This is a genomic window from Fulvivirga marina (assembly GCF_016775155.1).
Taxonomy (GTDB): Bacteria; Bacteroidota; Bacteroidia; order Cytophagales; family Cyclobacteriaceae; genus Fulvivirga; species Fulvivirga marina.
Genome location: NZ_JAEUGD010000053.1, coordinates 220133 through 246758, shown reverse-complemented (window position 1 = coordinate 246758; position 26626 = coordinate 220133). Strand labels below are relative to the sequence as shown.

Genomic DNA, 26626 nt, shown 5'->3' with positions numbered 1-26626 from the left:
TTCGAGATTTCCTCTTAACAACAATGGTTTATTGAACCTTTACTTTAAACCTAAAAAAACGTAGTTTTATTTTAATGAGGAAATTCCACCTTCACATAATTCTTATACTGCTTTTGGTGCTCGAAGCAGGGGCTCAACAAAAATACTGGATATATTTTAAAGACAAAATGACCACAATAGCTCCTTCCGAAACAGATTTTTATGACCATCCCCTCAATAAAAATTATCTCGACAGCCTCTATTCCCTTGATTTCCATATCATTCACCAGTCAAAATGGCTAAACGCGGTAAGCATAATAACAGAAAACCATCAAATACCCTTACTCCAAAGCCTCGACTTTGTAGACAAAATTCAGGCTGTCAACACCCAGCTAAAAGTTCACTCCCACTTTTCCGGCACTGAAGCAGACCAGGTTTACGCCCTGCAGCAACTCAACGCAGATACATTAATTAAACTGGGATTACATGGGCAAGGCGTAAAAATTGGGATAATAGATGGAGGCTTTCTAGATGCCGATAAAGAAGAGACCCTATCTGGCCTATCCAAGAACTTTAGTTCTTCTTCATATCATAATTTTATTGAAGAAAATGTTCAAAACCCTTTCATTGGTACAAGAAAGTATGATGATGATCATGGCACCAAAGTTTGGAAACTGATAGGCGGGCACGGCAAAGCATCTAATAAATATTACGGATTAGCTACTAAATCAACGTATTACCTTGCCAGAACTGATCAAGGGGATAAAGAATACAGAGGAGAAGAGGACTATTGGATCGCAGCTTTAGAATGGATGCATGATCAGGGCGTAAGACTAATCAACTCATCATTAGGTTACTCCACAGGATATGACAATCCGAAGGAAAACTACCTCCCAGAAGACATTGATGGATCATCTGCTATTACACAAGCTGCAACCATCGCAGCAAGGGAAAAGAATATGATTTTGGTGATCGCAGCTGGTAATGATGGGGGAAATGACTTTGGTGTAATCTCTATCCCTGCTGATGCTGAAGGCATTCTTGCCGTGGGAGCCACTGGCTTTCTACATTGGAAAAGGCAAAGGTACAGTTCAGTTGGCCCTGAGGGTTTACCATATGTAAAACCGGAAATCGCCTGTTTCTCCGGTCGTGGCACCTCCTTCTCCGCTCCTGTGATTACCGGATTAATAGCCTTAGTCATCCAAAAATACCCAGGTTTGAACAACAAAGAAGTTATAGAAACCATCAAAAGAGCTTCTCATTTGTATCCCTACCCTAACAATTATCTGGGGTATGGCGTGCCTGATGCAAGAAAAATACTACACATCCTCAATCAACAGAAAGTAATACAGTCTCATGAAGAAGTATCCACCTCATCAAACTCTATTGAACTTGATATTACTGGTATGAATACGGTTATATTTCATAAAAAGGATAGAACACAGGTTATATCACAAGAAATAGCTAACCCCAAAAGAAACAAGCTAGTAGTACAGAAAGCAGACAATGCTAAATTCTCAACAGTGGCCTCACCTGAGAAGGTAATTGAAATAAAGTGGTTATAGTTACTCCATTTCTGATAGTTCTAGCCATCGTAGCTCTTTTGCATCAATGGCTTCCTCAATTTTCTTTAGCTCTTCACCCCATTCCATAAGCTTAGTATGGTCTTGCTCTCCAGAGTTTATCATGCCCAACAACTCCTTTTTCTTACCTGATAACTCTTCTAGTTCTCCTTCAAGAGATTCAAACTCACGCTTTTCCTTATACGTCATTTTGCGCTTGCTATCATCTTTCACCTTCTCATTTTTTGGGGACTCTTCTTTTTTAGATTCCGGTTTTGAAACCTCTTGCTCCTTTAGCCACTCTCTATAAACAGTATAGTTGCCCGTAAAATCTTTTATCTCCCTTCCCTCATCAAATACAAACAGGTGCTCTACCAGGCGATCCATGAAATACCTATCGTGAGAAACGATTACCAGACACCCTTGAAACTGGCTCAAAAAATCCTCAAGTGTTCTCAAGGTAATCAGATCAAGATCATTGGTTGGCTCATCCAGAATCAGGAAGTTTGGATTTTTGACCAATACACAAAGTAACTGCAATCTTCTTTTCTCTCCACCACTAAGATTATCTACATAATCATGCTGAGCAGGCGGCGAAAAGTTAAACAATGTCAAGAACTTGGAAGCACTTACTGTTTTACCATCAGATAAGGTAATCACTTCAGCTATTTCCTGTACTACCTCAATAACCTTCATACCAGGCTTAAATTCCGGTTCCTTTTGCTGGTAGTACCCCATAACCGTTGTCTCTCCTTTTGAGACTTCACCTGCATCCGGTTTTGTCTGCCCTGTTAGTATATTAAGAAATGTAGATTTACCTGTACCATTTTTACCTACTATACCAAGTCTCTCTCCTTTCTTAAAGGTATAACTGAAATTTTCAAAAAGCTGCTTTTCTCCAAAGCCTTTGGATATAGCTTCCATCTCCAGTACCTTGCCTCCCTGCCTCCTTGTCTTCACATCAAGCTCCAGTTTTTGATTTTCAAAGTTTTGGTGCGCCTTTTCTTTAACATCCTTAAAGGCATCTATTCTGTACTTAGCCTTGGTGCCTCTAGCCTTTGGCTGTCTCCTAATCCATTCCAGTTCCTTGTTATATAGGTTTTTAGCTTTCTCTTTTTCACTAAGTTGCAGTTCTTCTCTTTCTGATTTTTTTTCAAGAAAATAAGAATAATTACCAGAATACTTGAAAATCTGATTTTGATCCAGCTCTATGATTTCATTAGTTACACTTTCCAGAAAGTACCTGTCATGCGTCACCATAATGATCGCCATCTGACTTTGAGAAAGGTACTCTTCCAACCACTCAATAGCATCAAGGTCAAGGTGGTTTGTAGGCTCATCCAGAATAACCAGGTCCGGTTTTTCAATCAGCGTTTTGGCCAGACCAACCCGCTTCTTCTGCCCTCCGGATAGCTGCCCAACTTTCTGTTGGTAATCAGATATACCAAGTTTCCCCAATATTTCCTTCACCTGCCCTTCATAGTTCCAGGCATCCAACTCATCCATTCTTGAGATAAGCGAAGTAATCTTATCAGCTGCATCGGGGTTAGTCTCACTCTTCAGAAGACATTCTTCATATTGCTTCACCAATAGAGGCAACTCATCTGTACTATCAAGAACCGCTTCAAGAACTGTTTGAGTAAACTCAAAATCAGGCTGCTGTCCTAAGTAAGTTAGCTTAATGTCGTTCGCCAAAACAACCTCTCCCGTATCCGGAGCATCTAACCCTGCCAATATTTTTAACAGCGTAGATTTTCCACTACCATTCACCCCTACCAAGGCAACCTTTTGTCCTTGATCTATACCAAATGAAATGTTCTTAAAAAGTACTCTCGCTCCATAGGATTTCGAAAGTTTGTCTACTGATAAATAATTCATAGATGCAAAGCTAATGTAAATTGCCCTGCTATTTGGAATGAGCAACTAAAGTTTATTTCATCTTCTCACTCAAGCTTGGTTGGATCCATATAATTCATAGTAACAAAAGAAACCAACAACGCAGAGGCGATCCCTTCCACTACGATTATCACCGAAACTATGTATGGATTCATAAACCTCCCCATAGGCTCGTTTTCTACAATGTTTAACATTAGATCGGTATCAACAAAGGATACATAAAAAAATACGAACAGCCCGAATAAAATAGAACCGATTATACCAGTCAGTACACCTGTACCCATACCCTTAAAATAGGTGAATTCTTCAGGCGATTTTCTCTTAAGTGTTTTGATTGCCGTAAGAATACCGGCAACCATTATAGCGATATTCATTACTCGTAATTCAACCACATACAACAAGCCAAAGAGCCTCATAACGAAAAAGAAAACAATCAGCCCTAACGCAATTAACAGCCCATACTTCTCAGAAATATGGAGCTTTGCTGATGATTTGGATTCCATAACAGGTTGAGTTTTGATGGTATATCAATTTACTAAAAAACCAATTCATCTGAAAGTAGAACCCAACATGGTTTATTTTTCTGACCTTTTTCCTAAATTACTTCTATAACATACTAAACCAACACAACTATGAAAGCATTAAAAGTTATAGGCGTACTAATGGGTATACTTATTCTGATCGGTATAATATTATACTTGTCTGGGCCAGACAAATATTATTTAGAACGTTCAATAGTAATCAATGAAAGCCCCGCAGCGATATATAATGAACTTAATAGTTATAAAAATTTCAACAAATGGTCTCCATGGTTCACCAAAGACCCGAATACGAAGTATAATTATGATGGGCCTGAAACAGGCATTGGCACCAAAATGAGTTGGGTAAGTGAACACAAAGAAGTTGGCAGCGGCTCAATGTGGATTGTTGAGAATGAAGAAAATAAAATGGTAAATAGCAGGATGGCATTTGGCGACTACCCAGGAGAACCTAATGCCCGTCTTATTATTGAAGATGTTGGAGATGGTACCTCAAAGGTAACCTGGACTTACGAGGAAGAATTGCATGGCATAGCTCCGGTTTTTGGAATATTCTTTGATTTGGAAACCATGTTGGGTCCTGATTATGAACAAGGATTATCCAGCCTTAAAACCTATATAGAATCAAAACCAACAGAGACTGAAGACATAATGGTTTCAGTTGTAGATGTGAAACCCGTAACGTATATAGGCCTGGAAGCCTCCTTGGCCCCATCTAATATGGAGGCCATAAGCTCAACTATGGGAACTTTGTATGAACAACTTATGCAGGAGGCAGAAACCTCCAGCCTTAAAATGTCGGGTGCTCCACTGGCAGTTTACAAATCATTTGATGAAAACAATATGGTGATAATCTGTGGTCTTCCTGTACCGAAGGGCACAATCATAGAACACGAGTCCATAACAATTGGAGAGACACCAGGAGGCAAAGCGGTCAAAGCAACACATAAAGGAAACTATGACAAATTGCACCTCGCCCATGAAAAGGTAAGTAAGTATATAAAAAATAAGGACCTGAAAATAGCCGGATACCCTTACGAAGTTTATATAACTGATCCAGAAAAGGTCAGTGACACAGCCCAATGGATCACTGAAGTTTATTATCCTTTAGAAGAAAAATGAAGCAATTAACTCCCGTAGGTACATTAATATACCTACGGGAGTTAATTATTTTCGTGCTGTCTTGACTCAATCTTCTTCTTTTTCCATTCCTCAAGCTCAATTTTTCGTTTCTTAAGCTCTTCATCACTAAACTGAAAACTTCTGAACTTATCCAGGTCAGGCTGCCCTGCATCTATCCAGCAGGTATACCAAAAACTACCTACCATTTCTATGGCCCTCCGCATTTGCCGCTCTACCATGCCATTGAGCATTTCATGATACTTTTTTGAAAAATCACGAGAGTATACCTGCACCGTATTCCTACCCCTGGTCTCAAAAGCATATTTTTTATCGCTTTCTATGATTCGAGTCAGCTCCTTTTCGAAGTATAGCACAGAATCCAGTGCTTCATGCGCCCGCACTGCCCCCTGCCATATTTCCAATTGAGGGTTATCAATATACCTGGCTTTACCCACAAAGAAGTCATATTTAGCAGAAAACAACTCCGGTAATCTCGACTCCCATAACCCATGGATACCGTGCTGTCCTGTCAATTGTCCATTATAGTTCTTTGTAGTATGTAAGGGGACATTGGCATCGGCAATATAATGCCCCAAATCAGATGAAAGCACCAAAATGGCTTTGACATCGCCAATCCTCATCGCATCTGTAAGTCTATACCTCATCTGATTAACATGCCATGGCACTACTCCATAAACAACAAGAGTATCCTCTGTATATTTCTCAACAGCATCTTTCCAATATCTTGGCATTTTGTATATAGCACTGTCACCGTATACATCTATATCAATAAAATGACGTGGCGCCTCACCTTCCACCGCATATCTTCGCTTGTCCGGATTAACAGCATTTTCCGTAATGTACTGAATATGATGCTTATAAAAACCAATCATTTCAATAGGCAGAGTAAAAACAGCTATCCTGTTAATCTGCTGATGTGCATAAAACCCCCAAATAGACGCAGCCGTAGAAAAGACTAAAACAAGTCCCAGAATGGACAGAACAATTTTTTTCAAAATGAAGTAATTAGTATTTGATTAAAGTTAAATACATTTGCGGAAGAAAATATTCATAATTTAGGTTTTGCAAATATAAGATTTAGCATTACCTTTGCAGACCAAATTAAAGAGAAGTCGAATAAATATCAGATATGGCAAATCACAAATCAGCGTTAAAGAGAATAAGATCTAATAATGCCAAAAGATTAAGAAACAAGTATCAGCACAAAACAACAAGAACTTTTGTAAAGAGACTGAGAAATACTACTGATAAAGCAGAGGCGCAGGAATTACTGAAAACAGTAACGTCGATGCTAGATAAACTAGCAAAGAAGAACATTATACACAGAAATAAAGCTGCCAATAACAAGTCTAAATTGACTAAGTTGGTAAACAGCCTATAAATAAGACTTTAAAATCTTAAAGGCCTTACTTTTAAGAGTAAGGCTTTTTTATTATATGTAATTAAAAAGATGCATCCTCAGCATCTCAAAGCCTGATAAATCAGCCCCTTGCCATCCCCATTATGCCAGGGTATTTCTCCATTAATTTTAGCTTGAAGAACTATTTTGTAGCCCTTGACTTAAAAATAATTCTTCTTCGCTTTTATTAATTTCCAGTGATGAGCAAGACCAAAGAATATTTAAACATAAAAAGCTGGGCAGAAGAAGACCGTCCCAGAGAAAAACTGCTTTTAAAAAGTAAATCCGCACTGTCAGATGCAGAACTCATAGGAATTCTCATAGGCTCAGGCACCCCTTCCATGAGTGCTGTCGACGTAGCCAAGGCAATACTCAATCACATAGGAAATGACTTAAACAACCTTGCCAAGCTATCCGTTAAGGAATTGATGAAGTTCAAAGGTATTGGTGAAGCCAAAGCCATTAGTATAGTCAGCGCCATGGAGCTTGGCCGTCGAAGGAAAGACTCCCAAAGCATCAAAAAGCCTAAGATAACCTGCTCAGAAGACGTATACGAGGTTATCAAGGCGGAACTGCTAGATATGAAGCACGAAGAATTCTGGACCCTTTTGCTCAACAGAAGCAATACTGTAATTAAAAAGCAACTCATAAGCAGTGGTGGAGTAGCAGGAACAGTGGCCGACCCAAAAATCATATTCAAATCTGCACTGGAGGAGCTTGCCTGTTCCATCATATTGATTCACAATCATCCTTCCGGAAATCTAAAACCTAGTAAGGCAGACATAAACCTTACAAGAAAAATGAAAACTGCCGGAGATTTACTAGAAATCCCAGTTCTGGATCATCTCATTTTCACTGATAATAGCTACTTTAGCTTTGCAGACGAAAATATGCTTTAGATTATGAGCAGAAATAAGATCATTTACGGCAGCGCTTTTATTATTATTCTGACAATTATCATTTACACCTTACAAGGTGAAGAGTCTCCCGAAGAATACCATAAAAAAATCCTGCAAGAGAGAGAAGAGCAGGATAGTTTCATGCGAAACAACAGTGAATCTCCATTTAGTCAAAATAGTGTTGAATACAAGGGATTAACATACTTTGAGCCTGACCTTAGGTACAAAATAAAAGCACGATTTGACCCTATAGAAGATAAAAAAATCCGCAAACTAGCAACTAGCGACAATCAGCAGCAAGAGTATTTGGAATACGGCTATGCCACATTCACCCTTGATGGTCAGCAACAAAAACTACTCATTTTGGAAAATGTCCAGGAAAACCTGCTTTTCTTGGCTTTCGGAGACGCCACCAGTGCCGATGAGACCTATGGAGCTGGAAGATACCTGGACATATCACATGATAGCGGCAACAGTATTTTGCTTGACTTTAACATGGCATATAACCCTTACTGCGCATACAGCAGTGAATATAGCTGTCCATTACCTCCTCGGGAAAACCTTCTGGATGTAGCTATTTTGGCTGGTGAAAAGAATTATGACCACTAGCTCAATGATACTGATATGGTAAAGTATGGTATAACACAATCTAACAGACACTTCAGAGGTTCATAAACAGCACATTGCAAAAAGTTGGCTTTCACCATCCTTAAAAGCAGGAAATGTTTAATTTTGCCCTTTCAGTAAGAAAAAGCTAAGAGTAACAGGGAGTAACTCGCTGCATGTAGGATAAAAAATAAAGAAATACATATGAAGATATCTTTAAACTGGCTTAAAGATTATGTAAACATAAATCAGTCACCTGAGGAAATCAGCAAACTATTAACAGACACCGGATTAGAAGTGGAGGGGCTGGAAAATTTCGAACAGGTAAAAGGTGGCTTAAAGGGCTTGGTTATTGGCGAAGTACTAACCTGCACAAAGCATCCCAATGCCGATAAGCTATCCGTTACTACTGTTGATATAGGCGGCGACAACCCTTCTCCAATTGTTTGTGGAGCTCCAAATGTAGCACAAGGTCAGAAAGTAGTTGTGGCTACGGTTGGCGCTACACTTTACCCTGAAGGGCATGAGTCTTTTAAAATAAAAAAAGCTAAAATCAGAGGAGAAGTATCCGAAGGTATGATTTGCGCTGAAGATGAAATTGGACTTGGAAAAAGCCACGATGGTATCATGGTACTTGATACAGATCTTCCAAATGGAACACCTGCTGCGAAGTACTTCAATCTTACTGACGATATTGTTATAGAAATAGGCTTGACTCCCAACAGGGCCGATGCAGCTTCTCATATTGGAGTCGCCAGAGACTTAAAAGCTGCCTTAAACACGGCAGTTCTTTGGCCAAAGGTGGATGATTTCAAAATTGACAACACCGACAATACCATTGAGGTCATCGTCGAAAATACTGAAGCCTGCCCTCGCTACTCAGGTATAACCATTAGTGGAGTGCAGGTAGAAGAGTCTCCCTCCTGGTTAAAGCAAAGATTAGAAGCAATTGGTATTACCCCTATTAACAATGTAGTTGATGCCACGAATTTTGTGCTTCATGAAATAGGTCAACCTCTTCATGCTTTTGATGCGGATGAGGTTAAGGGTAAAAAAGTAATAGTAAAAACATTACCTCAGGAAACCACTTTCACTACACTCGACGAAAAGGAAAGAAAGCTACTTAGTACTGACCTAATGATCTGCAATGGAGAAAGTGAAGGCATGTGTATCGCAGGTGTGTTTGGAGGCACAAAATCAGGAGTTAAGGATAGCACCAGGAACGTATTCCTCGAAAGCGCCTACTTCTCACCAGATTACGTACGAAAAACAGCACAACATCACCAACTCAAAACTGATGCTTCATTCCGGTACGAAAGAGGTACCGACCCGGAAATAACAGTTTATGCACTAAAAAGAGCTGCTACACTGATAAAAGAATTAGCTGGAGGGTCGATCAGTTCAGAAATTATAGACCTTTACCCAGAAAAAATCAAAAACTTCGAAGTCCCTGTTAAGTTCAAAAATATTGACAGGCTCATCGGAAAACATATTGAAAAAGACAGGGTATTTGAGGTTCTTAACCTACTCGATATAAAAATTCAAAAGGAGTCAGATGAGTCATTCATAGCTTCAGTTCCACCATATCGTGTTGACGTACAAAGAGAGGCTGACGTTATCGAAGAAATATTGAGAATTTATGGTTTCAATAACGTAGAGCTACCTGAATTTGTAAAGAGTGATTATCTCGCAGACTTTCCTGCTAAAGACAGGAACAAAACTCAAAAGTCAATTACAGAACTATTGGTGAGCAACGGCTTTTACGAAGTTATGACTAATTCGCTCACCAAACCGTCATATGCGGAGCAAGCTGCTGACCTGGATGAGAAGCATAGCGTAGTTATACTCAACAAACTGAGCGAAGACTTGGGTGTAATGAGGCAAAGCATGTTGTATTCAGGCCTTGAGGTTGCTTTGCATAACATCAATAGAAGGCAAACCAACCTGCGCCTTTTTGAATTTGGAAAAACTTACTCAATTAAGGAAGGTGACTATATAGAAAACAATAGGCTTGCCATTTATATGACAGGACACATTGAAAATGAAAACTGGATCAACAAAACGAGAAAAGTAGCTTTTCATGACCTTTCACATATTGTAAACCTTGTGGTCAGCAGGTTACTTAGCAAAGAATTAAAAAATGATGTCACTCACGATTTCCCCTTTGATTATGGTCTGAAAATGCTTCTCACCGACAAAGAACTCGTGAAAATGGGAAAAGTAAATGCAGCTTTAACGAAGAAAACAGGGCTTAAGCAAGAAATATTTTATGCAGATATCGATTGGGACTTGCTTTTGAAGAAGACAAATAATAATATAGTATATGAAGAAGTGTCTAAATTCCCTGAAGTGAGGAGAGACCTTTCATTGGTTATTGACAAAAAAGTAAACTTCGAAGAAATCCGAAAAATTGCTCAAAACAATGGGCAACGCTTTTTACGTTCTATCAATGTGTTTGACGTTTATGAAGGAGAGAATATTGATAAAGATAAGAAAGCTTATGCCATAAGCTTCATCCTTCAGGATAAAGAAAAGACCTTAACCGATAAGGTTATCGACAAAACAATGACTAAATTAATGTCTTCTTTTGAAAGCGACCTTGGTGCAATAATCAGGAAGTAACTATGAACAAAGAACAGCTAAAAGCTAACTTGTTGTCGTTGGAGCGCAAAATAAATCTTCTGGTTGGGGAGCACAAAACCCTCAAAATGGAGGTCTCTCAGCTAAAAAGTGAAAACGACGAACTTAGAAGTTTAGTGAAGAGCAAGGAGGAGCAAATCAGTAGCTTTCAAAATAAGATTAAAATTAGTAAGATTGTAAACGAAATAGATACAGGAGAAGGCAATACTTCTGAACTGAAGAGGAAAATTGACGATTATATAAAGGAGATTGATAAGTGTATAGCGCACTTAAGTAAATAATACCGCTCCATATGGACGAACTTTCTATAAGAATAAAAATTGCTGACAGAGAATACCCTATGAAGGTGAAGGCTGAGGACGAAGCAAGGGTGAGAAGTGCAGGCAGGCAGATTAATGAAAGGATAAAATCTTACAGAGAAAGATTTGGGATAGACGATAAACAAGATCTTCTAGCTATGGTAGCTTTTGATTGCTTAGTTGATAAAATGGAGTTGGATGAAAAGCAATATGACACAGATGAAAGTGTGCTTGAAAAAATCAATCATTTAAATAGCATTATCAATCAAGCCTTATAAGGCAAAACCCCGGTTCTGATCACCTTTTGCTGCATCTTTTAATCATGAGTGTTAGCTCAGGAATTAAGGGATCATTATCCCCTACGTGGGGAGTTAGTAATATATTGGGCAAAGGTATTTCAGAAATACAATAAAGCCTATTCCACAAAACCTGCCTAACAGCTCATTTAAATCTTTTAAACTAAAAAGAGTAATGGCAGATTCAATCTATTTAATACTAGCAGGTGTTATAGGCCTTGGTATTGGTATCGTAATAGGACGGGCCTTAATGAGCAAGGTCAACGAAGGAAAAGAAAAGGAGCTCGAAGAAAAAGCTAAAAGTATTATCCGAGAAGCTGAGCTTTCAGCCGAAAACATCAAAAAGGACAAAATATTGGAGGCTAAAGAGAAATTCCTAAAACTCAAAGCAGAGTTCGAAGAAGATGCCTCCCGAAAGAAAAACCAGATTATCTCCAATGAGAATAAGCTGAAGCAAAGGGAGCAACACCTTTCAAAAGAATTTGAGCAAGTAAAGAGAAAAGAGACCGAACTGGATGAACTAAAAGAAAACCTCTCTACCCAGCTTGAAGTAGTAAACAAGAAAAAAGCTGAGCTTAACAAGTTCAATCAGCAGAAAGTATCCATTCTTGAAAAAATATCGAATCTTACAGCAGAAGAAGCCCGCGAACAATTGGTAGAATCTCTAAAAGATGAAGCACAAACTCGTGCATCATCTTTTATTAAGGATATTCTGGAAGAAGCCAAGCTTTCTGCTACCAAAGATGCAAAAAAGATCGTTCTCGAAACTATTCAGAGAACTGCTACCGAACACGCCATTGAAAACTGTGTTTCTGTATTTAACATCGAAAGTGATGATATCAAAGGCAAGATCATTGGTAGAGAGGGCAGAAACATTAGAGCACTTGAAGCCGCAACCGGAGTAGAGATCATTGTAGACGACACACCAGAGGCCATCATTATATCTGGCTTTGATCCGGTGCGCAGAGAAATTGCACGACTTTCTTTACACCGCCTTGTGGTTGACGGCAGAATACACCCTGCAAGGATCGAAGAGATTGTAGCTAAGACAAAAAAGAATATTGAAGAAGAGATCATTGAAATAGGTGAAAGAACCGTAATAGATCTTGGAATCCATGGCTTACACCCTGAACTGATCAAAATGGTAGGACGAATGAGGTTTAGATCCTCTTACGGACAGAACCTGCTTCAGCACTCCCGTGAAGTAGCCAATTTATGCGCTACAATGGCATCAGAGCTAGGCCTTAGTCCCAAGCAAGCCAAACGCGCGGGCTTGTTACACGATATAGGTAAAGTGTGGCCTGATGAGCCAGAAAAGCCTCACGCCATCATCGGTATGGAGCTAGCCCAAAAATACAAGGAGCACCCCGTAGTCTGTAATGCTATTGGTGCTCACCATGACGAAATTGAAATGACTTCCATGATCTCTCCTATCATTCAGGCTTGTGATGCTATCTCCGGTGCAAGGCCGGGGGCTCGTCGTGAGGTAATGGAAAGCTACATCAAACGACTTAAAGAACTAGAACAACTAGCCCTTAGCTTTGATGGCGTCCACAAATGCTATGCAATACAGGCTGGTAGAGAATTGCGTGTAATGGTAGATGCAGAAAATGTTAGTGATGAAAGAGCAGGTCAACTATCATTTGACATCTCACAAAAAATAGAAAAAGACATGCAATACCCCGGTCAGATCAAAGTGACAGTGATCAGGGAAATGCGATCTGTCTCCTACGCAAAATAAATGCTGACCTCAGAGAAAAGTAAAAGGCGGCTTACCGAAAGAGGTAAGCCGCCTTTTACTTTTAGTAACCATACCCATAACCTGCTATCACTACTTTATTTTTAATTTGACACTCCTGGCACACTCCAGCCTAAGTAGAATCACAAATTCTTTGCATGTTAAATACGCTGTTTCATTTAATCTCCTATCTTTACCCAAATTTTATGTGATAACCATAAAACCAGACCAAACAGGCTCACAATACGTTCATTTAACCTGCATATACCAACAATAGAATTCATGAACGAGATCATAAAATTCTTTAAAGTTTTTACTGATGATTGTACGAATAATATTGTTTGAGCTTCAACCTGAACAAAGAAAATAGACCCATTTTAATTTTTTCATTGTTATGATAACATTAGAGCAACAAGAGACTGCGAAAAAGCAATTGGAGAATAAAGGATTTCTTGACCTGCCTGTAAAGCCGGATACAGATTTTGTTAATGAGATCAACAGGCTTCGGGAGGAGAAAAATGCGGTAATCCTGGCGCACTATTATCAGTTTCCTGAAATACAGGATATCGCTGACTTTGTTGGAGACAGTTTGGGGTTAGCTCAACAAGCTGCAGAAACTGACGCTGACATTATAGTATTTGCGGGAGTTCACTTCATGGCCGAAACCGCAAAAGTGCTTAGCCCTGAGAAGAAAGTTCTTCTCCCCGATCTCAAAGCAGGTTGTTCTTTGGCAGACTCATGTACACCCGAAGAGTTCGGAGCCTTTGTAAAACAACACCCAGACCATGTAGTAGTAACCTATGTAAACTGCTCAGCTGAGATTAAAGCCCTCAGTGATATTGTTTGCACCAGTTCTAATGCAGTTAAAATCATTAACTCAATCCCAAAAGATCAACCTATTATTTTCGCTCCAGATGTTAACCTTGGCAAATACCTGATCAAAGAGACTGGTCGCGATATGTTACTATGGAGTGGTGCTTGCATGGTACACGAAGCATTTAGTATCGACAAGCTTCTGGCAGCACATCAAAAGCATCCAAATGCTAAAATAATTGCTCACCCCGAGTCTGAAAGTCACATCCTGAAAGTAGCTACATTTATCGGATCTACAGCCAAATTGATAGATTATGTTAAAAATGATCCGGCAGAAGAGTTCATCGTAGCTACTGAAGCAGGTATCTTGCACCAAATGAGCAAGGAGATTCCACATAAAAAGATCATTGCTGCACCAGCCTATGAAGAAAACAAGTGTGCATGTAGCGAATGTGGCTACATGAAAATGAATACACTTCAGAAGCTTTACTTATGTATGGAGTATGAACAGCCAGAGATCATTCTGCCTGAGGATATTCGTATTAAAGCTTTACGCCCAATAGAAAGAATGCTGGAGTTATCTTAACAAAATGCACAAAACCGATTTTTTAATTATTGGTTCCGGCCTTGCCGGACTTAGCTTCGCTGTAAAAACAGCCAGTCGTTTCCCGGAAAAGAAGATCACTATCGTTACCAAGTCAATTGTGAGCGAAAGTAATACCCGATATGCTCAAGGTGGCATAGCAGTGGTAATGGACTTTCTAAACGACAACTTCGAAAAACACAAGGAAGATACCCTAAAAGCTGGTGATGGATTGTGTAATAAGGCCACAGTAGATCTGGTAGTGGAAGAAGGTCCGGCTCGCCTACAGGAAATCATTGACCTGGGTACTGAGTTTGACCGTGATGCAGATGGTAACTACCACCTGGGTATGGAAGGTGCCCACTCGGCCCGCCGCATATTACATTACAAGGATGTAACGGGCTTTAAAATCCAAAGCACACTACTGGATAAAGCGCGATCCTTTAAAAATGTTGAGATTTTAGAGTATCGTTTTGCTGTAGACCTGATCACCCAACACCATTTAGGCATAGAGGTTACGAAAAAGAGTACCGATATCAAGTGTTTTGGAGCCTATGTGATGGATCTAAAAACACATAAAATAGAGACGTATGTAGCAAAAACTACTGTACTAGCCTCTGGTGGCATAGGTCAAACCTACAAGATCACCACCAACCCGGAAGTAGCCACAGGAGATGGAATAGCCATGGCATATCGTGCAAAAGCTACTATGGAACATATGCAGTTTATACAGTTTCACCCCACCGCATTATATGGGCACGCTGGCGATACCGCCTTCTTAATATCAGAAGCTGTGAGAGGATTTGGCGCTGTACTTAAAACCAAAGAGGGAGAATCCTTCATGGAAAAGTACGATGAACGCGGTTCTTTAGCCTCAAGAGATATAGTAGCAAGGGCCATTGATACAGAAATGAAAACCCGAGGGGAAGAATGTGCTTACCTGGATTGCCGCCACCTGGATATTCAAGAGTTTAAAAAGCATTTCCCTAACATCTACCAAAAGTGCCTTGAATCAGGCATCGATGTGGCCAAAGATATGATACCCGTTGCCCCAGCGGCGCACTACCTTTGTGGCGGTGTAAAAACGAATGCACATGGCAATACAAATATTGAAAATCTTTATTGTTGCGGAGAAGTAGCCTGCACCGGACTACACGGTGCCAACCGATTAGCCTCTAACTCTCTGCTCGAAGCCCTGGTATTTGCTCACCGTTGTTTTGAAGATGTTGCTGACAAAATTGACAATATCAATTTCCAGGACAATATCCCAGAATGGCAGGCCGAAGGCACTACAAAACCTCGCGAATGGGTGCTGATCAACCATAACCGCACGGAAGTAAAGAATATCATGAGCAACTATGTAGGCATAGTACGTTCCAATGAACGTTTAGAACGTGCCCTCAACAGGCTCCATGTAATCTATGAAGAAACTGAAAAGCTCTACAAAACAACCACCCTGTCTCCACAGCTATGCGAATTACGCAATATGATCAATGTTGCTTACCTTATCGTAAAACACTCCATGGAGCAGAAGGAGAACAGAGGGACGTTTTATAGTGTGGATGTAAAATAAACACGCTTTTTCAATTTTCACATGTAGACCCTTCAATAAAAAAGAAAAAAACCTTTTTGTTATTGTTCCCGTTCATTTACTTTGTAATTCAAAGTTCTTTTTGAATCCATGTCAGGTTTCTGCGATCTGACATTTTTAAGAAGCAATTACTTTGAAAAACAAAGTACTTTTAAAATAACGCATATGAGAGAAGCTATTCAAACTTTAAAAGAAGATAAAGGTTTACGAGCAGGTATAATCTTATTTCTTACATCATCTATAATCTTTGTAAGCACGATAGGGATAAAAACAGAAGATATATTTTCAGGTGCATTCTTTATTCAATATGCCATAGCCGCTTTATACCTGATCTACCTAATGACTAACCTTAAAGGTAAGTTCTTTACCCCCTTTGGCTGCGTTGTTCGCAACTATCACATTATTCTCCTGCTTCTGTTCAACTTAAGTGCCTATAGTCTAAATAGAACCATGTATGTGTTTAATGAATCTTCAGCATGGCTCACTTGCTTTCTTTGCATTGAAACCTTGGCTCTCCTGCTCCATGTACTAAAACCAACCAAGAGTCAGCTTCTCAAAAATGTCCTATTATTTATTTTTACAGCGTCACTAATATTCAATATTTACCAAACTTTGATTATTACCCCCTTATATGGTATTGGTGTAATCGCTTCCTTATTTTTTGGTATTTCTCTACATGTTTTCGTTCCTCTGAGCTTTGTCATATGCATGCTCATTTTAATATACAACCTCTCCGATTCCCGTTTGGCAAAGTTTTCTATTCTCTCCTCCATAGTCATTATTATTGGAATTTGTCTGACTTTTTCTCTGGAATGGGCTGCAATAGACAGCCTAACACAAAAAAGTCATCGTGACATACACAAACCTACTTATGAGAATGAACAGCGAGAGATGCCCGCCTGGGTTTCAATAGCACAGCAAATGGATCTCAATTTTGTAACGGAGAGATATTTAAAAAGTGGTATGATCTATCAGGAATGTTATGATGGAACAAACTTCTTTTGGGATGGTGGATCATTGAGATTTGAAGGACAGAGCACTCATGACCCTCTGGTAACAATAGCAACATTTTTCAACGGCAAACCAAAATTATCAGAGGACATCAGGTTAAAGATATTGGACTATGCCTATGATTCTCGTCACCAGAGTACAGACCGATTTTGGTCTGGGCTTAACCTCCAGACCAGTGATGTTATCACCAACGTTCAGTTTTTTCCTGCCTATCGCCTTGCCTATTCAGAACTTATTTTACGCATTCACAATGATCAATTCAGGAACCGTTCACGGTGGTTTAGCCAGGAGGAGGCAATTTATACTTTTCAAATACCTGAACAGAGCGTCGTATCTTCCCTTTCGTTGTGGATAGAAGGAGAAGAGGCCAAAGCAAGACTTACCACAAAATCTAAGGCAGAGAATGCCTACAACACTATCGTTGGTAGAGAAATGCGGGATCCATCAGTCGTTTACTGGATGGAAGGAAATAAAATCAGGGTACGGGTATTTCCATGTACCCCTGATGAGGAGAGGCAATTCAAAATTGGAATTACATCACCTCTTAAATTTGAAAATGGACTTTTACATTATGAGTCCATCACGTTTAAAGGCCCTGATTTCAGTAAATCTAACGCCTCCATTAATATACTTGGCGAAGACGCTCTTTCATCTATTGAGTCCGCCTCGTTGGATTTTGAGGAGGACAATGGACTCCTTTCCTGGCAAGGCAGGTATAAACCTCACTGGACCATTTCTCTGACAGCTGAAGCTCTAGCAGATAAGCCTTTTTTGTTCAATGGTAAGTCATATCGCATAGAACCTCTTGAAGCTAACACAAAGCCATTCAAAGCAGGTTCTATTTATATTGACCTTAACAAACAATGGACAGATACCGAATTAGAAGAAATATTCAACATGACAAAAGGGACCAACCTGTATGCTTGTAACGCTAATGGTCAATTAGTGAGAATTAACACCTCTTCTGATCTTACAAAACTTGCTAAACCTAACTTTTCACTATTCCCCTTTCATAAAATAAAGGATATTGGTAATGCCCTTGTTATTACTAAAGGTAATATTCTTACTCCTAATTTGAGTGACCTCAATGACTCAGCATTCAAGCAACATCTTTTTGAATCATTCACTAAAACTGACAAAAGGATTAAGGTCTTTGATCTGTCAAAACAAGCCAGTAGTTACATTAAATCTCTTGATGAGTTCCAGATACTGGATTATTATGGAGGCACTCTCTCTGAATTGCAGCAGACCATTGAAACTTCAACGTTCTCTGCTTACAGCCAAAAGAATGATGTTGTATCTATCCCTACGGCGCAAGTACAGATCCGATCTGAAAGCGATGTAAAAGTCAGCTCAGAGGCACCAGATCACCTGCTAAGGCTTTTCGCATACAATAAAGTGATGCAAGGCATAGGTCGCAATTACTTTAGAAACGATTTCTTAGAAGAGGAATTAATTAATACAGCCTCTACAGCGAATATTGTAACTCCTATTTCAAGCCTTATAGTTTTAGAGACGCTGAAAGACTACGAAAGATTCAACATCGATGAAAATAAAGACTCGCTTGAAAATGCAAGCATTAAGTCATCTGGAGCAGTTCCTGAACCTCATGAATGGGCTATTATTATAACCTTGATTTTCTTCCTGACCTTTGTATGGTTTAAGAAAGTTAATTTGATCTCATCCAAATGGTAAGAATTGAAGCCTTAAATAATCCCTACGCCAAAGTCATCCTGTTTAGTTTGCTGGCTGTTGGTCTGTTTATTATAGTCAACCCGGGATACTTAATCATAGACACATTTACCTGGATTGGCATTTTAACTCTACCGATTACGTTCAGGGCACCCACAAACACAAGAACTCACCGCTTCTTTTGGCCAACCCTGGGAATAGTTCTTTTGTCCATTATTTTAAAAAGCACATTTGGTGCTTACTGTAGCATGATATTTTTCATACTGCTGACTATTGAAATGTATGCCGGCAAACTTAGCTTAATTAGTCTTTTCCATTTGCTGCTATTATCTCCGCTTTTTAAATATTTCTCAAGCCTGATATCATTTCCCTTGCGCATGCAAATTTCAAAAATAATAGCAGTAATGCTTCAGGCGGTGGGCATGGACATAGAGCTCTCCGGAAATCTTATCACTTTTAATGGTACTGAATTTTTGGTTGATAAAGCTTGCATGGGGTTATATATGCTTGGCTACTCCTTCCTTTTTGGTCTGATCATTCTGGCTGGTTTAGAGAGGACATATCACAAGCTGAGTTTCCGGTCTATAGCCTTATTTATGATCTTATTGCTGGTGTTAAACTTCCTTTCTAATATTGGTAGGGCCACTACTTTAATAATATTTAAAATAATGCCGGAAAGCTGGCTCCATGATATTTTCGGCTTACTCATCTTCATATTGTGTGTGCTGCTCCCCTTTTACTGGATCTCCCTGTGGTGGAAAAAGCGCAAACATGAAAACCAAAGTAATAACCAGCAAAAAAAATACAGGTATGCTACCGCTAAATTTTCTTTGATACTTATACTCTATCTGAGTTCCTTATGGCAAAACCGGCAAGGTGAGCAGCAAAATCAAAACTCCCTTATACATCTACCTGGCTATACCTATACCATATTGGATAACCATGTAGCTAAGTTTAGCAATGATAAGGCCCTGATTTACATTAAGCCTCCTGTAGCACCATACAAAGCAGATCACAACCCTTTGATTTGCTGGCAGGGCAGCGGCTATTCCTTCAAGAAGATAAATTACAAAAATATAGGCAATCGTAAAGTTCACCTTGCTGAACTAATCAAAGGTGGTGACAAACTATATTCTGCCTGGTGGTTCCAGAGCGACAGCTCCATAACCAGCAACCAATGGGAATGGAGGTGGAATACGCTCACTAAGCATCACCAATATAGTATGATCAACATTACCTGTGCTACAATGGAAGAATTGGAATCCAGCTGTTCAAATTTTCTTCAAAACACAATTCAATCAAAATCAAGTTTAACGAAAAAATGAATTCACCTATGAAAACCATAATAAACAAACTATCGTCAATAAATCATCCTTTAATGGCGCTAACCCAGCTTTCTATATTTTGCATCTTGCTTATCGTGGCCAGTTACATACGATCGTCCAATATCACCTATTTCTTCCTGGCCTGGAATCTCTTCCTGGCCTGGGTACCTTTATTTTTTGCCAAGATCTGGACATACAGGCTACAAGTAAAACAACTTAGAAAATGGAAATCAATAGGTATGTTTTGCTTATGGCTGCTGTTTTTCCCTAACTCACCATATATTATCACTGATCTCGTACACCTTAACACAAGGTTTAACCCTTCAATCTGGTCTGATACCTTACTACTTTTCTCATGTGCATTTACCGGACTAATTGTGGGATTATACTCTCTTCATGTGGTACACAAAGTATTGGAGCGTTATTTTAGCTTTATTAAAACGTGGCTGATTATCATAACAAGTCTTATACTAACTGGTTTTGGTATTTATCTGGGCAGGGTTCAAAGGTGGAATAGTTGGGATCTCTTCATTAACCCTTTTAACTTAATACATGATGTGTTTATTCAATTGAGTAATCCACAGGCCATCAAAATGACCATTGGTTTTTCAGCACTATTATTCATAGCTTACTACATGCTCAAAAGCATCACATCCTATGAGAGGACTCACAAATAGCATCAAAAAGAACCTGAAAAGCTTCAAGTATGCTTTTCAGGGGATTAAATTTCTGGTTAAAGAGGAGAATAATTTCCGCTATCACTTGTTGGCAGCCATGGTGGCTATAACCTTGGGGTTTTATCTGCAAGTAACTACGACCGAATGGCTGGTTATTATCATCATGATCGGGCTGGTACTCATGGCTGAAGCTTTTAATACCAGCCTTGAAAAATTAATAGACATTCTCCACCCTGAACTGCATCCAAAAGTTGGTAAAGCCAAAGATATTGCTGCCGGGGCTGTGTTGCTTATTGCCATAGCCGCAGCTATTGCTGGCATTATTATTTTTGGCGCAAAATTTTATCCCTGATAATCAGCTATGATAAAGATCACCCATTATTTATGACAAATTTCCCCTGTTCCTCTGCTTTTCTTTTTGTAAATTAATACTCGTGATGACATAACCCCTAACGTCATGAAAGAAATTAATATAAACCGGTCAAAAGAAGAAGTAGTTATTCTTTTCGCAGGCGATTCTGGTGACGGTATTCAGTTTACCGGAGGGCAGTTCACAGAAACAGTAGAGTTATTTGGCAATGACATCAGTACATTTCCAAATTTTCCGGCAGAGATCAGAGCCCCCATTGGCACTGAAGCGGGCGTTTCAGGATTTCAGCTCAAATTTGGCAGTGTAGAAGTATTTACTCCGGGAGACCAGTATGATGTGCTCGTAGTTATGAATGCTGCTGCATTAAAAGTTAACCTCCAAAATCTCAGACAAGGAGGTGTAATCATCGCAAACTCCAGTGGATTTGACAGTAAAAACCTTAAACTAGCCAAATACATTGACGAAGAAAATCCGCTTACCAATAATTCACTTGACAACTACGAAGTCCACTCTGTTGACATTTCAAAGCTCACCAAAGAAGCTCTGAAAGATTCGGGACTCACTGTAAAGGAAATAGACCGCTGCAAAAACATGTTTGTACTTGGCTTCATCTACTGGATGTTTAGCCAAAGCCCGGACAATACTATAAAGTTCATCAGTGAGAAATTCAAGTCCAAATCAGAATTAGCGGATGCCAATATCAAAGCTTTAAAAACTGGCTACAACTATGGTGAGACCAGCGAAACTTTTACCTCCCGCTATGAGGTTAAGCCAGCTCCTTTGCAAAAAGGTAAATACAGAAATATCAGTGGCAACCAGGCCACCGCTCTGGGCATGGTAGCAGCAGCAAGCCACAACAATTTTGACCTCATGTATGCCAGCTACCCCATTACTCCGGCTTCGGATATTTTGCACGAGCTTTCAAAACACAAAAGCTTTGGGGTAAAAACTTTCCAGGCAGAGGATGAAATAGCTGCGATATGTGCAGCTATTGGAGCTTCTTTCGGCGGTTCACTTGCCATAACCGGATCTTCTGGCCCCGGAGTAGCACTTAAAGCCGAAGCTATGGGATTGGCTGTTATGCTGGAGCTACCTTTGGTCATTGTCAGTGTACAACGTGGGGGACCCTCTACAGGCTTGCCTACCAAAACTGAGCAGGCAGATTTATTACAGGTTCTATACGGCAGAAATGGAGAGGCTCCTATGCCCGTGCTGGCAGCTTCATCTCCAAAAGACTGCTTCGACACCATTTATGAAGCCTGTAAGATAGCTATAGAGCATATGACACCCGTAACGGTACTATCCGACGGATACATTGCCAATGGAGCAGAACCCTGGAAATTTCCTTCTTCCAAAGATCTGAAAACAATCACCGCTCGGAGACCTGACAAAAACGATTTCCTCAATGATAAATTTCTCCCTTATGAGCGCGATGAGCATGAAGTAAGACCTTGGGCCGTACCTGGCTCCAAAGGATTTGAGCATCGGCTAGGTGGGTTAGAAAAAGAATTACGAACAGGTAATGTATCCTACAACCCGGAAAATCATCAGGAAATGATCAGGATCCGAGAGAAAAAAATCAATGACATTGCCTTTGATTTACCAGACCAGATCATTCATAGGGGTGATGAAGGCGCAGATCTACTGGTATTGGGTTGGGGGTCAACTTTCGGTTCTATTGAACGAGCAGTGAAAGATTTGATAGCCGAAGGAGTTTCGGTAGCACACATTCATTTAAGGTATATTAGCCCGCTTCCCAAAAACCTGGGAAGTTTGCTGAAAAGCTTTAACCGGGTAATGATACCAGAAATGAACCGAGGACAGCTCTCCAAGCTGATCCGTGAGCGTTACCTGATAGATACCATTTCGGTTAATAAAACAAAAGGTATTCCTTTTAGTGTTGAAGAAATAAAGCAAGCCATATTAAAACATCAAGATCATGTCAGTACAAGTGCTTAATACTGGCGGAAATGGCAACCCGCTAACCGCAAAAGACTATGCCACAGATCAGGACGTACGCTGGTGCCCCGGATGTGGTGATTACTCTATTCTCAAACAAGTTCAAACTGTGTTGCCAACTCTTGGGATTCCTAGAGAAAAAACTGTATTTATTTCAGGTATAGGCTGTGCTTCGAGGTACCCATACTACATGAATACCTACGGCATGCACAGCATACACGGCAGGGCCACCGCCATAGCTAGTGGCCTTAAAGCTGCGCGGCCCGACCTTGATGTCTGGATCATCACCGGAGACGGAGACGCCTTATCTATTGGAGGTAATCACTTTATCCATTTGCTCAGGAGAAATTTCAATGTTAATGTACTGCTATTCAACAATGAGATATATGGGCTTACAAAAGGTCAGTACTCCCCTACTTCGCCGAAAGGAAAAGTTACTAAATCAACACCTTACGGTTCTGTTGATCATCCTTTCAATCCCATTGCTTTGGCTTTGGGGGCAGAAGGCACATTTGTAGCCCGTTCCATGGATCGTGATCCGAAACACCTGAGAGATATATTACTGGCTGCCCACCAGCATAAAGGCGCCAGCTTTATAGACATATATCAAAACTGCAATGTATTCAATGACGGAGCTTTTGATCTTTTCACCAATAAGGCCTCCAAAGATGAGCATACCTTATTCTTGGAAGAGGGGAAACCATTGACCTTTGCCAAGGAAACAAAAGGCATTAAACTTGATGGCTTCAAACCTATAGTTGTTTCCCTAGAAGAAAATTCAGCTGATGAGTGTTGGATACACAACCCTCAGGATAAGATCAAGGCCTCGATCCTTTCCAGTTTCTTTGAATATGACATGAACCAAGGACCATTACCAAGGCCATTTGGTGTTTTTTATCAAAGTGAAAGACCTACTTATGAAGACCTGCTTACCGAGCAAATAGAGGAGCACAAGAAAAAAGGCAATAGCGATCTTGATAAACTGCTCAGTGGGGAAAATGTATGGGAGATCAAATAAAAATCAAATTTGATAATCAATTGGTTAAGTTAAAAAAAGGAAAATAACATTACAGACGATACCTTTGCAGGCTTTTACATAAATAGTAAATTATACACGCCTTATGCAAGGAACTGATCTGATAGAAAAAGGACTTCATGATTTAAGAGAAAGTCTAACAAATCATAAATTATATACCCGTCTATCATCTATCCGGGATATACAGATTTTCATGGAATATCATGTCTTTGCCGTGTGGGATTTCATGTCTCTGCTAAAGGCACTGCAAGTAAAACTAACCTGCACCCACATTCCATGGACACCAGCTGCAAACACTGCCATTACAAGGTTTGTTAATGAAATTGTACTAGGCGAAGAGAGCGACATCAATGAAGATGGAGAGCCTAAAAGTCATTTTGAAATGTACTTGGATGCCATGGATCAGGTTGAGGCTAATACTTCTCAAATCAACTCATTTATTCAATTGATCAACGAAGGAGCAACTGTAAAACAGGCCACTGAAAAAACGAATCTCGACAAGGTTGTAGCCGATTTTATGGCCTTTACCTTCAATATTATTGCAACAGGGAAACCTCATTTAATTGCTTCTGCTTTTACTTTTGGCAGGGAAGATCTTATTCCTGATATGTTTATAGAAATTGTAAACCATGCCCAAAAAGAGGATGAGAGCAAATCATATAACAAACTCATCTATTATCTCAACAGGCATATCGAGCTAGATGGAGACGAACACGGGCCACTGTCACTGCAAATGATCACTGCACTTTGTAAAGATGATCAGGGCAATTGGGATGAAACTTTGGAAACCGCCAGACAAGCACTTAAGCACCGGGTTAAACTTTGGGACAAGATTGCAGAAATCATATCAGATCCTAATCCCATTAAGGTTGGTTGAATTTAAACTGTAATTCATTTGACGCCAGTTGATTAATTCATAAAAATTCCTAGATTTGCCATCTTTCAATCTTCAACGGGTCATCCCCCAGTGGCCATAATTAACTAATTCAATATGAACTGGTATTTGGTTGCTCTACAAAAATATGCTGATTTTCAAGGACGTGCAAGGCGTAAGGAGTATTGGTTTTTCACTTTATTCAACCTTCTTTTTGTCGCTGTAGCCATACTACTAGATCACCTAACCGGTCTGGCGTTTGATGGCATCGGTTACGGACCTATTTACCTTTTCTACGCCCTGGCTCTATTTGTTCCAGGACTCGCTGTAGCAGTTCGCAGACTACACGATGTGGGCAAAAATGGCTGGATGGTCCTGATCAGTCTGATTCCAATTGTTGGAGGCATATGGCTTTTAATTTTATTGTTAACGGAAGGGCATCCTCAGGAAAATGAGTATGGTCCTGCTCCAAAACAGCTTCAAGAAAATACAGATAATGTTGCGCTCACCGAACATAACAACACAGCAGATAATATCCTGCTGATTGTAGTAGGGTGGTTTTTAGCTTCTAAAATTATCTGGCTGGGAATTCCATTCCTGATAAAATTAACAGGGAGCGACATTCAAACATACTATATTTTCGCCTCCCTTTTTACACAGATTATTACAGCTGCAACTATAACAGCCCTAGGCTATGTAGTTAAAAATAAAACCAAGCAAATTATAGTTTATATCGTAGGAGCCATATATTTTTTCTTCACCATAGCAACTACTGTCATGCAATACTTGGAAATGGAAAGATCGATCAGTTTTTAGCCTTAGAAACTGAGTTGTTCAAGATCAATCCCTTCTGGTACATTACGGTCACAAGCCAGATGTACTATATGATGCCGATCCAAATCAACATTTTCCAGATACCATAGGTCATCCCCAACAGTTGCCGTGTGGCCATTGATAATGATCTCATTTAAGGGTATGCTCAACCCCTTGCCATCAGCTTTTACTATGGCCTCTTTCTTCGTCCACATTTTGAAGAACCCTTTCAAAGGATCGGGTTCTGACTTTATTACCTGCCATTCTGCTTCGGTAAACTGGCGATCGAAATCATCAAAGTCAATTGGCTTCACCTCCTCTACATCCACTCCTATTCTCAGCTTATCGTTGCTAATAGCGCAAAGCACATAGTTTCCTGAATGTGAAATATTGAATTCTACCTCATCCAAATACGGCCTGTCATATTCAGAATATTTGATATCATTAAGCAAAAGATGATTCCCTCCATACTTCTTTAACCCTTCTATTAAAAGCAGCTTCCCAATCAAGCCAGCATGTGCATCCTGCCAGCGGCGGTACCTGCCAATACGTTGTACCATGGCACGAGGCAACAAGTTAAGATAGCTGTTATACTTTTCTGCAGCGAACTTTTCGTTGAAACTGGAATAAAGCAGGTGGATCATTTGCATCAATTAGCATTAAACCACTAAAGATAAATTGTCTTATCAACATGACAAAACTGAAAAATACCTCTCCCATCATTGACAATGGTTTCAATAATCCTCTCATTCTGCCAATAACAAGTTTATTGATATAAATGACTACTAGTGATAAAAAGCTCATATATAGCGATTAACACTGTAGTGTTTAGATTTATTCCAAATACCATATCCACTTACCATACCTGAAACGTGGATTTTAGCAG

The 26626-nt window shown here is 39.7% G+C and carries 23 protein-coding genes; 19 read left to right on the top strand and 4 right to left on the bottom strand.

All coding sequences use genetic code 11. The features are described from left to right. Positions 1 to 74 precede the first annotated feature (74 nt). Positions 75 to 1544, top strand: a complete 1470-nt coding sequence (locus JMN32_RS16150) for a S8 family serine peptidase (RefSeq protein ID WP_202857387.1) — start codon at positions 75 to 77, stop codon at positions 1542 to 1544. On the opposite strand, the gene JMN32_RS16145 is transcribed toward JMN32_RS16150, so the two are convergent. Beyond that, a complete protein-coding gene (locus JMN32_RS16145; protein WP_202857386.1) occupies positions 1545 to 3419 on the bottom strand; it encodes an ABC-F family ATP-binding cassette domain-containing protein in 1875 nt (624 codons plus the stop codon). A gap of 65 nt (positions 3420 to 3484) precedes the next feature. After that, positions 3485 to 3940, bottom strand: a complete 456-nt coding sequence (locus tag JMN32_RS16140) for a DUF4199 domain-containing protein (protein WP_202857385.1) — start codon at positions 3938 to 3940, stop codon at positions 3485 to 3487. 129 nt (positions 3941 to 4069) lie between these two features. Between JMN32_RS16140 and JMN32_RS16135 the strand changes: the two genes are divergently transcribed. Next, on the top strand, positions 4070 to 5098 hold the full coding sequence (locus JMN32_RS16135; protein ID WP_202857384.1) for an SRPBCC family protein: 1029 nt from the start codon (positions 4070 to 4072) through the stop codon (positions 5096 to 5098). A gap of 41 nt (positions 5099 to 5139) precedes the next feature. On the opposite strand, the gene JMN32_RS16130 is transcribed toward JMN32_RS16135, so the two are convergent. Continuing rightward, positions 5140 to 6114: a zinc dependent phospholipase C family protein gene (locus JMN32_RS16130; protein ID WP_238354506.1), complete on the bottom strand. Its 975-nt coding sequence runs from the start codon at positions 6112 to 6114 to the stop codon at positions 5140 to 5142. A 134-nt stretch (positions 6115 to 6248) separates the two neighbouring features. On the opposite strand from JMN32_RS16130, the gene rpsT reads away from it, so the two are divergent. From rpsT to JMN32_RS16045, 17 genes are all read left to right on the top strand, one after another. Continuing rightward, positions 6249 to 6500 (top strand): 30S ribosomal protein S20, encoded by a 252-nt coding sequence (gene rpsT, locus JMN32_RS16125; protein WP_202857383.1) that lies wholly within the window; start codon positions 6249 to 6251, stop codon positions 6498 to 6500. A 218-nt stretch (positions 6501 to 6718) separates the two neighbouring features. Further along, positions 6719 to 7417, top strand: a complete 699-nt coding sequence (radC, locus tag JMN32_RS16120) for a RadC family protein (RefSeq protein ID WP_202857382.1) — start codon at positions 6719 to 6721, stop codon at positions 7415 to 7417. A gap of 3 nt (positions 7418 to 7420) precedes the next feature. Next, positions 7421 to 8026, top strand: a complete 606-nt coding sequence (locus JMN32_RS16115) for a DUF1684 domain-containing protein (protein WP_202857381.1) — start codon at positions 7421 to 7423, stop codon at positions 8024 to 8026. Positions 8027 to 8227: 201 nt separating this feature from the next. After that, on the top strand, positions 8228 to 10645 hold the full coding sequence (pheT, locus tag JMN32_RS16110; protein ID WP_202857380.1) for a phenylalanine--tRNA ligase subunit beta: 2418 nt from the start codon (positions 8228 to 8230) through the stop codon (positions 10643 to 10645). Positions 10646 to 10647: 2 nt separating this feature from the next. Further along, positions 10648 to 10944: a hypothetical protein gene (locus JMN32_RS16105; RefSeq protein WP_202857379.1), complete on the top strand. Its 297-nt coding sequence runs from the start codon at positions 10648 to 10650 to the stop codon at positions 10942 to 10944. A gap of 11 nt (positions 10945 to 10955) precedes the next feature. Continuing rightward, on the top strand, positions 10956 to 11240 hold the full coding sequence (locus JMN32_RS16100; RefSeq protein ID WP_202857378.1) for a cell division protein ZapA: 285 nt from the start codon (positions 10956 to 10958) through the stop codon (positions 11238 to 11240). A 193-nt stretch (positions 11241 to 11433) separates the two neighbouring features. Beyond that, the gene (rny, locus tag JMN32_RS16095) at positions 11434 to 12999 is read left to right on the top strand and encodes a ribonuclease Y (RefSeq protein ID WP_202857377.1); all 1566 of its coding nucleotides are present in this window, start codon (positions 11434 to 11436) and stop codon (positions 12997 to 12999) included. 391 nt (positions 13000 to 13390) lie between these two features. Continuing rightward, complete coding sequence (gene nadA / locus JMN32_RS16090) at positions 13391 to 14395, top strand: quinolinate synthase NadA (protein ID WP_202857376.1); 1005 nt, start codon at positions 13391 to 13393, stop codon at positions 14393 to 14395. A gap of 4 nt (positions 14396 to 14399) precedes the next feature. Then, positions 14400 to 15965 carry an L-aspartate oxidase gene (gene nadB / locus JMN32_RS16085; RefSeq protein WP_202857375.1) on the top strand — a complete coding sequence of 522 codons (1566 nt, stop codon included), beginning with the start codon at positions 14400 to 14402 and terminating at the stop codon, positions 15963 to 15965. Between the two features lie 183 nt (positions 15966 to 16148). Continuing rightward, positions 16149 to 18689 (top strand): XrtN system VIT domain-containing protein, encoded by a 2541-nt coding sequence (locus tag JMN32_RS16080; RefSeq protein WP_202857374.1) that lies wholly within the window; start codon positions 16149 to 16151, stop codon positions 18687 to 18689. Further along, the gene (xrtN, locus tag JMN32_RS16075) at positions 18683 to 20011 is read left to right on the top strand and encodes an exosortase N (RefSeq protein WP_202857373.1); all 1329 of its coding nucleotides are present in this window, start codon (positions 18683 to 18685) and stop codon (positions 20009 to 20011) included. Before JMN32_RS16080 ends, xrtN begins: the two co-directional genes overlap by 7 nt. Positions 20012 to 20019: 8 nt before the next feature. Then, positions 20020 to 20688 carry a DUF1361 domain-containing protein gene (locus JMN32_RS16070; protein WP_202857372.1) on the top strand — a complete coding sequence of 223 codons (669 nt, stop codon included), beginning with the start codon at positions 20020 to 20022 and terminating at the stop codon, positions 20686 to 20688. Then, positions 20669 to 21040, top strand: coding sequence for a diacylglycerol kinase family protein (locus tag JMN32_RS16065; RefSeq protein WP_202857371.1), 372 nt, complete (start codon positions 20669 to 20671; stop codon positions 21038 to 21040). The genes JMN32_RS16070 and JMN32_RS16065 overlap by 20 nt, the downstream gene beginning before the upstream one ends. A 105-nt stretch (positions 21041 to 21145) precedes the next feature. Continuing rightward, positions 21146 to 23017: a 2-oxoacid:acceptor oxidoreductase subunit alpha gene (locus JMN32_RS16060; RefSeq protein ID WP_202857370.1), complete on the top strand. Its 1872-nt coding sequence runs from the start codon at positions 21146 to 21148 to the stop codon at positions 23015 to 23017. Continuing rightward, complete coding sequence (locus tag JMN32_RS16055; protein WP_202857369.1) at positions 22998 to 24035, top strand: 2-oxoacid:ferredoxin oxidoreductase subunit beta; 1038 nt, start codon at positions 22998 to 23000, stop codon at positions 24033 to 24035. Before JMN32_RS16060 ends, JMN32_RS16055 begins: the two co-directional genes overlap by 20 nt. 103 nt (positions 24036 to 24138) lie before the next feature. Continuing rightward, positions 24139 to 24930 (top strand): DUF3050 domain-containing protein, encoded by a 792-nt coding sequence (locus JMN32_RS16050; protein WP_202857368.1) that lies wholly within the window; start codon positions 24139 to 24141, stop codon positions 24928 to 24930. 114 nt (positions 24931 to 25044) lie between these two features. Further along, the gene (locus JMN32_RS16045; protein WP_202857367.1) at positions 25045 to 25743 is read left to right on the top strand and encodes a DUF805 domain-containing protein; all 699 of its coding nucleotides are present in this window, start codon (positions 25045 to 25047) and stop codon (positions 25741 to 25743) included. 2 nt (positions 25744 to 25745) lie between these two features. Here the strand turns inward: JMN32_RS16045 and JMN32_RS16040 are convergent, their stop codons facing one another. Next, the gene (locus JMN32_RS16040; protein WP_202857366.1) at positions 25746 to 26384 is read right to left on the bottom strand and encodes a 4'-phosphopantetheinyl transferase family protein; all 639 of its coding nucleotides are present in this window, start codon (positions 26382 to 26384) and stop codon (positions 25746 to 25748) included. Positions 26385 to 26626: the final 242 nt, after the last annotated feature.